The organism is Methanomassiliicoccales archaeon (assembly GCA_013415695.1).
Taxonomy (GTDB): Archaea; Thermoplasmatota; Thermoplasmata; order Methanomassiliicoccales; family JAAEEP01; genus JAAEEP01.
The window spans coordinates 20,739-27,869 of sequence record JAAEEP010000016.1; the positions used below are offsets into that span (position 1 = coordinate 20,739).

Annotated in this window: 8 protein-coding genes; 6 read left to right on the top strand and 2 right to left on the bottom strand. The window is 51.4% G+C overall.

Annotation, left to right across the window (positions count from 1 at the left end; genetic code table 11):
- The first annotated feature begins 26 nt into the window (after window positions 1–26).
- The 5 genes from GKC03_08285 to GKC03_08305 all read left to right on the top strand — a co-directional run bounded on the left by GKC03_08285 (window position 27) and on the right by GKC03_08305 (window position 4,242).
- Window positions 27–815, top strand: a complete 789-nt coding sequence (locus GKC03_08285) for a PrsW family intramembrane metalloprotease (GenBank protein ID NYT12526.1) — start codon at window positions 27–29, stop codon at window positions 813–815.
- A gap of 173 nt (window positions 816–988) precedes the next feature.
- On the top strand, window positions 989–1,528 hold the full coding sequence (locus tag GKC03_08290) for an O-acetyl-ADP-ribose deacetylase (GenBank protein NYT12527.1): 540 nt from the start codon (window positions 989–991) through the stop codon (window positions 1,526–1,528).
- 94 nt (window positions 1,529–1,622) lie between these two features.
- The gene (locus GKC03_08295) at window positions 1,623–2,927 is read left to right on the top strand and encodes a phenylacetate--CoA ligase (protein NYT12528.1); all 1,305 of its coding nucleotides are present in this window, start codon (window positions 1,623–1,625) and stop codon (window positions 2,925–2,927) included.
- Window positions 2,924–3,352 carry an ACT domain-containing protein gene (locus tag GKC03_08300; GenBank protein ID NYT12529.1) on the top strand — a complete coding sequence of 143 codons (429 nt, stop codon included), beginning with the start codon at window positions 2,924–2,926 and terminating at the stop codon, window positions 3,350–3,352. The genes GKC03_08295 and GKC03_08300 overlap by 4 nt, the downstream gene beginning before the upstream one ends.
- Window positions 3,353–3,495: 143 nt before the next feature.
- Window positions 3,496–4,242 (top strand): glycerol-3-phosphate acyltransferase, encoded by a 747-nt coding sequence (locus GKC03_08305; GenBank protein ID NYT12530.1) that lies wholly within the window; start codon window positions 3,496–3,498, stop codon window positions 4,240–4,242.
- A 78-nt stretch (window positions 4,243–4,320) separates the two neighbouring features.
- Here GKC03_08305 and GKC03_08310 read toward each other — a convergent pair whose 3' ends face one another.
- Both GKC03_08310 and GKC03_08315 read right to left on the bottom strand, forming a co-directional pair.
- Complete coding sequence (locus GKC03_08310; protein NYT12531.1) at window positions 4,321–4,638, bottom strand: hypothetical protein; 318 nt, start codon at window positions 4,636–4,638, stop codon at window positions 4,321–4,323.
- Entirely contained in the window at window positions 4,592–4,879 is a 288-nt protein-coding gene (locus tag GKC03_08315) for a hypothetical protein (GenBank protein NYT12532.1), read from the bottom strand. Before GKC03_08315 ends, GKC03_08310 begins: the two co-directional genes overlap by 47 nt.
- Before the next feature lie 453 nt (window positions 4,880–5,332).
- On the opposite strand from GKC03_08315, the gene GKC03_08320 reads away from it, so the two are divergent.
- Window positions 5,333–6,964, top strand: coding sequence for a sodium:solute symporter family protein (locus GKC03_08320; protein ID NYT12533.1), 1,632 nt, complete (start codon window positions 5,333–5,335; stop codon window positions 6,962–6,964).
- The last annotated feature ends 167 nt before the right edge of the window (window positions 6,965–7,131 follow it).

Below are 7,131 nucleotides of genomic sequence, written 5' to 3' on the forward strand. Positions count from 1 at the left end.
TCCAGAGGCTTCTAATAAATGGGGAAATGGCTCTGGACATCCTTGGACTTGTCGCGGTGGTGATCGCCGCTACCCTGCCGCCCATAATCTATCTCATCTGGGTCAGGGATCTTGAGGTCTGTCAGAGGGAGCCTTATCGAATCGTTGCGAGAGCATTCTTATACGGTGCTACCTACACAGTGGCCTTCGCTGTCGTGATCGAGACGATCATCGTCATGATATTCTTCTCGGGGGACAGCCCATTCGCCTCTTTCCTGTGGTTCTTCCAAGATCTCAGTCCAGAGTGGAGGCTTGTGTTCCTTGTGACAGTCGTTGCACCGATAGTAGAGGAGACCCTGAAGGCCACCGGAATATTTCTCGTCCGGGACTACCTGGGCGAGGTGGAGAACGGCATCATTTACGGGGTGGCGATTGGCCTTGGCTTCGCCGCCACAGAGAACGTATTGTACCTCGCTGATGCACTGTTGATCGGGGTGGAGGTTTTCATAGCTACTGCTATCGCAAGAGCGCTTTCATCAACACTTCTTCATGCATCCGCCACTGGCGTGGTGGGGTATGGTTATGCCCGCTTCCTTCGGTCCAAACACGAGGGGATCGATGCCCACTGGTTCTATTACCTGCTGGTTGCCATAATGATGCACGCGGCGTTCAACTTCTTCGCGGTCATAGGCGTGATCGCCGGCGCTGACGCCAACTTCGTGGGACTTCTGGTGAGCTTCCTCCTTGCAACTTCCGCATTCATGTTTCTCAGGGCCAAGGTCAAAGAACTGGACACAGTCGACATATGTCCACCAACCCCTCCACACTACCGCTAGTTAAATTGGCTTCGAAGTGCAATACTTCATGAAGGGGGGAATTAATTCATTCGTACTTCGGTGTCAGGAGATCAGTGAAACTTATGGAGATGATCTCAAACCATGCAGAAACCTCATTACCGGCTAAACCCAATGCGTCTGAAGGAGGATCTTGAGTGAAGATAGCCACCATCATGGATTGCGAAATACATCTAGAACGAGGAGATATCACAGACCAACGGACCGATGCTATAGTCAATGCTGCAAACTCCAGCCTGATGGGTGGAGGAGGCGTGGATGGCGCGATACATAGGCACGGAGGGAAGATCATCCTGAAGGAGTGCAAGGAGATCCGAGGGAACAAGTGGCCCGACGGCCTGCCCACAGGCGAGGCGGTAATCACCAGTGGAGGCAATCTCCATGCAAGATATGTCATACACACTGTTGGGCCCGTTTGGAGAGGGGGCAAAAAGGGGGAACCAGAACTTCTGGCAAACGCCTACATGAACTCACTTCAGCTGTCGGTTGATCAAGGGTTGAAATCAATATCTTTCCCTTCCATCAGCACCGGTGCCTATGGCTATCCCATCAATGAGGCGGCCCGGATCGCACTTACCACTATCAGGAGTTTCCTTGAAGAGCATGAAGGCCTGCAAAAGGTGATAATGATACTCTTCTCCGATAGGGATTACGTGGCGTATAAGGAAGCATCCGAGGGAATCTTCAAGGCTTGAGGTCTGAGTGTAAAAGCATCCCCGACAACAATCTTATATGTGTCATGTCATAACAGCGCAAGGTCATTGAGACGCTATAGCACAGGTGATCGAGATGGAATACTGGGATCCCAATATTGAGACATTGCCCCCCGAGGAACTCGATGTCATCCAGGCGAAACTGCTCAAGAAACTTGTTCGGAGATTATGGGACAACTCCGAATTCTACCACGAGCGAATGAGGAAGGATGATGTTCGCCCGGATGATATTCAGTCTATAGATGATGTGACCAAACTCCCCTTCATGTACAAGACTGACCTCAGGGACAACTACCCAGATCTCATCTTCACCGAGCCGCAGAAGAAGATAATCCGCTACCATGCCTCATCCGGGACAACGGGAAAACCAACGGTGGTCGGATACACCCGCAATGACCTTGACATGTGGTCTACGTCCCTCGCCAGGGCTCTAACCTCCTGCGGTCTGGGTGAGGATGATGTGGTCCAGGTATCCAACGGATACGGATTGTTCACTGGAGGACTCGGATTCCACTACGCCGCGGAGAAGATCGGTGCAGCCGTGGTACCTGCCAGCACGGGCAACACCAAGAGACAGCTGGAACTCATCAAGGATCTCAATGTCACGGCCATGGCATGCACTCCCTCGTACATGATCCATATCGCCGAGCTGGCCGAGAGTATGGGAATGAGTATCAAGGATGACACCAAGCTTCGGGTGGGCCTGCTCGGAGCGGAACCATGGTCGGAATCGATGAGAAAGAACATACAGAGCGATACTGGAATATTCGCCCAGAACTGCTACGGCGCCAGCGAGCTCTCCGGTCCAATGTTCACCGAGTGCCTGGAGCAGCAGGGCATCCATGTCTGGAAGGATATCGCCCTTGTCGAGATACTGGACCCGGATACACTGGAACCAGTGTCCCCGGGGGAGAGAGGAGAGATGGTCCTAACCATTCTACAGAAGGAGGCCATGCCCATGATCCGCTACCGCATCGGGGACATAACAGCCCTATCTGAGGAAGAATGTGCATGTGGCCGGACACATCCCAGGATCGATAGATTGTCTGGAAGAGTGGATGATATGCTCATTATCAGGGGAATCAATGTCTTTCCGTCCCAGGTGGAGCATGCCCTCATGGCCATCCCCGAGGTGGGAAGCCATTACCAGATCGAGGTGGATAGAAAGGGATCCCTGGATGTCATAATGCTCAAGGTAGAGCTCAGCAAGGAGGCCTTCACCGACGACATCATCAAGCTGAGGAAGATAACACATACGGTATCGGACAGCCTCAGACACATCCTGAACATCAGGGTGGACGTTCAGCTAGTCGAACCGGGCACCCTCCCGCGATTCGAGGGGAAGGCAAAGCGGGTGATAGACAGGAGGAATCTCACATGAGCGAGTTCGTGATCAAGCAGCTGTCGATCTTTTCCGAGAACAGATACGGGCGGTTGTTCGAGATCGCCAACGCCCTTAAGGAGGCAGACATCAACCTTTTTGCCTTCAGCATCGCTGAGGCCGAGGGATTTGGCGTCATTCGGGCAATTGTGGATGATCCTGAGAAGGCAAGGGACAAGCTCTCATCACTAGGTTTCATGGTCTCCTTCACGGAGGTTCTCGCCATCGAGATGAGGGATGTCCCAGGCGGTCTAGCGGAGGCGGTCAAGATATTGAAGGAAGCGAGGATAAACATCGAGTACGCCTATGCCTACAGCGGACGAGAAAAAGCCGTTCTGATAATCAGGGTGGACAACATCGAAGAGGCTGTGGAAAAGATCAAAGAGTCCGGCGCCAACCTGGTGCACAACCATCACTTCACCTGATCCAGTTGGGAGGTCGATTGTGAGGGAAGACCCAGTGTCCCTCCTCTTCCGAACAATTGTGTTGTATTTATATTTATATCATTTGAAGAAAGTCAGAAGTACCCGGGACTTCTCTATTATACCATTGGATAGCGATGAAGGAAGTGGGCGATTCCAGAACTCCCCCCATCGGACGGGCTTCCGAGGGGTCACTGAGATATACCCTGATGGACTCTCTCGGATTCGACCGATATGGAACAGTCTATTTGGCGGTCTTCGTATTTGCGGTGCTGTCGATATCGTTGCTGCTGGCCACCTCGAGTATCGCTAGGCTAGGTATAATCGCATTCTACCTTTTCGGCTCGATCCCCTTCGCCTACATCTTCACCTACATCTATCCTGGAAGGGCAAGGTTCTCGAAGGGCACGGTCTTCTTCGGTGTTTCCAATTCGTTCAGGATCGGTGGATACAGGGCTGGCCTACCAACACTCATGATGGAGATATTCAAGGCGATACTCCCTTTCCTTGCATCGTTCCTGTTCTTCGATTATGACATCACGATAACCCTGCTGTTCGTTTTTGCCTCGCTTCTCGGGACCAACTTCTCCATCTTCCTGAGGTTCGTCGGGGGAATGGGGACCACCATACTCATGTGGAGTGTTCTGCTGCTTTCGCCCATCACTCTGATCGTCTGGATAATCCTGTTCTACCTGGTGGCCAAGGTCTTGTACGATGCATACTACGGGGCATTGATCAACTACGCCATCCTCCCTGTTCTTCTGTTCCTGATCGAGGGGAGCGTAGAGATGGTCATTTTCGCCATCGCCGTGGCGGTGATATTCGTCCTCAAGTATGACAGGAGCAAGGATGAGATAGGCATCTGGTACACCTCCAGGAAGAGCAAGGCCTGATTCCCATGAAGGCAGGCTCGTGATCCGATAGTTGTTGGTCGAGATCAAACCCCGAAGTTCCGAGCATAGATCAACTGGTCAGATTTCGGTCGCGGAGAGATAGGTCACGAATTCAAATCCAACCATTGGTTCAAGGTCATTGTTCAACGGGATATTGAATGTAAACGAGTAGAATTTTGTCTGCCCAGGCTCCAGGACGATCTCCCTCTGACTGTAGCTGAGACCGAGCGAGCCATTGAGGGAGAATTCCGCGATCAGCCATGCCGCCCTTGCCTGCGATGCGGTATTGGTGACCGAGACGTATATGACCGCATGATCCAGAAGATTCACGGCATCATCATGGGTTATCTCAAGCCCGTCGAGGGAAATGAACCGGAGGGGGCCCTGCGTATTCATCCGATCCGTTCTGGGGTACCTCAGTGCGAAGGAGATCGCCCCCGATCGCGAGTATCAATCCCATTCCGATCAAGACCGCCAATATGGCCACAACGGTAATCGCGATCTTGGACAATCTTACAGGCTGAGACCTCCTGGGAGCGTAGATCCCAGGCGAGGTAGGAATGCTCTGTCTCGTCCCACAGAACGGCCAGTAGTTCCTCCTCTCACCGATCTCGGATCCGCAGTTTGGAAACCTCATCCAATACTCCCCTCCAAAATTCAATTTACGCCCTTGTTTATTAAACTTACATGGTAGAAACCAATTCTTATCCAGTCACCAACTTCCGATGAATTATATGGTCAAAAACAAGTTTTTCGGTTTCACTTCGTTACATCCTGCAAATAATTAAATAAAATAAAAACTATCCTTGGCAAAGTTAATCATGATAGATTGTAACATGGAAACAAGGTGCAAAGCTGCTCTCCGCCACCAACATTTTTCCGTGGATGAGAAAGGCAAGTCTTTCATGTTCGTCTATTTCCGCTTTTGAACAAGTTGATCATTGGAGGAAAATTATGGCAGTTCTTGGAATTGAGGACCCCTATATCTGGGGGGGATACGTGATTGCCATCGTATTGGCTATAGCGTGCGCGGTGTACGGATTGCTCAATTGGAACAAAGAAGGGAAAGTGGAAGAAGGAGAAGAGGCAAATGGTTGACACTCTCACCCTAGGCATCGTAACCCTCGTATACATCATCGTGATCGTCTACCTTGGGTACTTGGGATACAAGCGCACCAAACAGGAAGAGGACTTCATGGTTGCGGGGAGGAAGATCCATCCCGTTGTCCTCGCGTTGTCCTACGGGGCCACTTTCATAAGCACTTCTGCGATAGTCGGTTTTGGAGGAGTGGCCGCACAGCTGGGAGAGGGTCTAATTTGGCTTACCATACTCAACATCGGCGTAGGCATTCTGCTGGCGTTCGTAATCTTCGGTAAGAAGGTCAGGAGCATAGGTCAGAGTGTCAAGGCCGTCACCTTCCCTGACCTCCTAGGAAAGATCTACAAATCGAAGTTCATGCAGTCAGTAACGGGTCTCATCATCCTAGTTGGAATGCCCCTTTACACAGCGGCCATTCTCATAGGTGGCGCTCAGTTCATCAAGACCACCCTCGACATCCAGTATGATCTGGCGTTGATAGGTTTCTGTGTTCTGGTGGCCATCTATGTCATACTTGGAGGTATCATTGCGGTCATGTACACCGATGCCTTACAGGGAGCCATAATGATGATAGGCATGATACTTCTACTCGTGCTTACCTTCAGCATTCTTGGCCCTGTGGGGGACGTGAACGCCGAGCTCACAGCCATGGCACCACTGGTACCAGAAGGACTTCAGAACGCGGGAATGACTGGCTGGACAAGTTTCCCTGAATTGGGCTCGTCAATATGGTTGACGATGGTCACCACTATAATATTGGGTGTGGGCATCGGCGTGCTCGCGCAGCCACAGTTGGTGGTCCGCTTCATGACCGTCAAGAACAATAAATCGCTCAACCGGGCGATATTCGTGGGAGGTCCATTCATACTGCTAATGACCGGAGTGGCCTTCACCGTAGGTGCGGTCAGCAACGTATATTTCTACCGGGAGTTCGGCCAGATAGCCACTGTCGCAGCTGGCGGTAATGTGGACGAGATAATCCCATTGTTCATCAATTCGGCCATGCCAGAAGCGTTCGTGGTGGTCTTTATGCTCGCCCTGCTTGCAGCCGCCATGTCTACCTTGAGCTCATTGTTCCATACTCTAGGAACAGCAGCAGGATACGACATCTGGAACAACATAAAGAACTCCAGGATCTCCAGGCTTTGGAAGGCTGATCAGACCTCCAAGAAGGGTCCGGTGCAGACCCCCATGAAGGCATCGTATCGGGCAAGCCAGATAGGAACTGGAGTGATGATAGTCATCTCAGTACTCATCGCCTATCTCCTGCCCGGGAGCATCATTGCCCGTGCCACAGCCATGTTCTTCGGCCTTTGCGCAGCTGCTTTCCTTCCTGCACTGGTGCACGCTCTGTACAGCAAGAATCCTTCGACCAGAGCTGCCATCTGGAGCCTGATTGTGGGAGCTGCAGCCTGGTTCCTATGGACGGCCTTCGTGCACATCAAGGAGTCTGGGCCTCTGGGATTATGCAAAGTCATCTTTGGAAAGGACGCTCTATTGGGCATGCCCTGGCAGGTAGTGGACCCCCTTGTAATCGCTCTACCCCTATCCATAGCGACACTTCTCGTGGTGATCGTTATAGAGAGATTCAGAGGGACTCAACCGTCTGCACAAACATCATGATGAGAAAAACCAGGGCAACTCCCTGGTACCTCTTTCTTTTTATCATCAATATTGTCACGTTCTAACAAGTTACATAGTGACCATTGAAAGGATGTAAGGCAAACGCTAAATAAAAAGAAGATAATGCCGCGGATTGCATGATATTGTCTATCATGCGAAAACCTAAC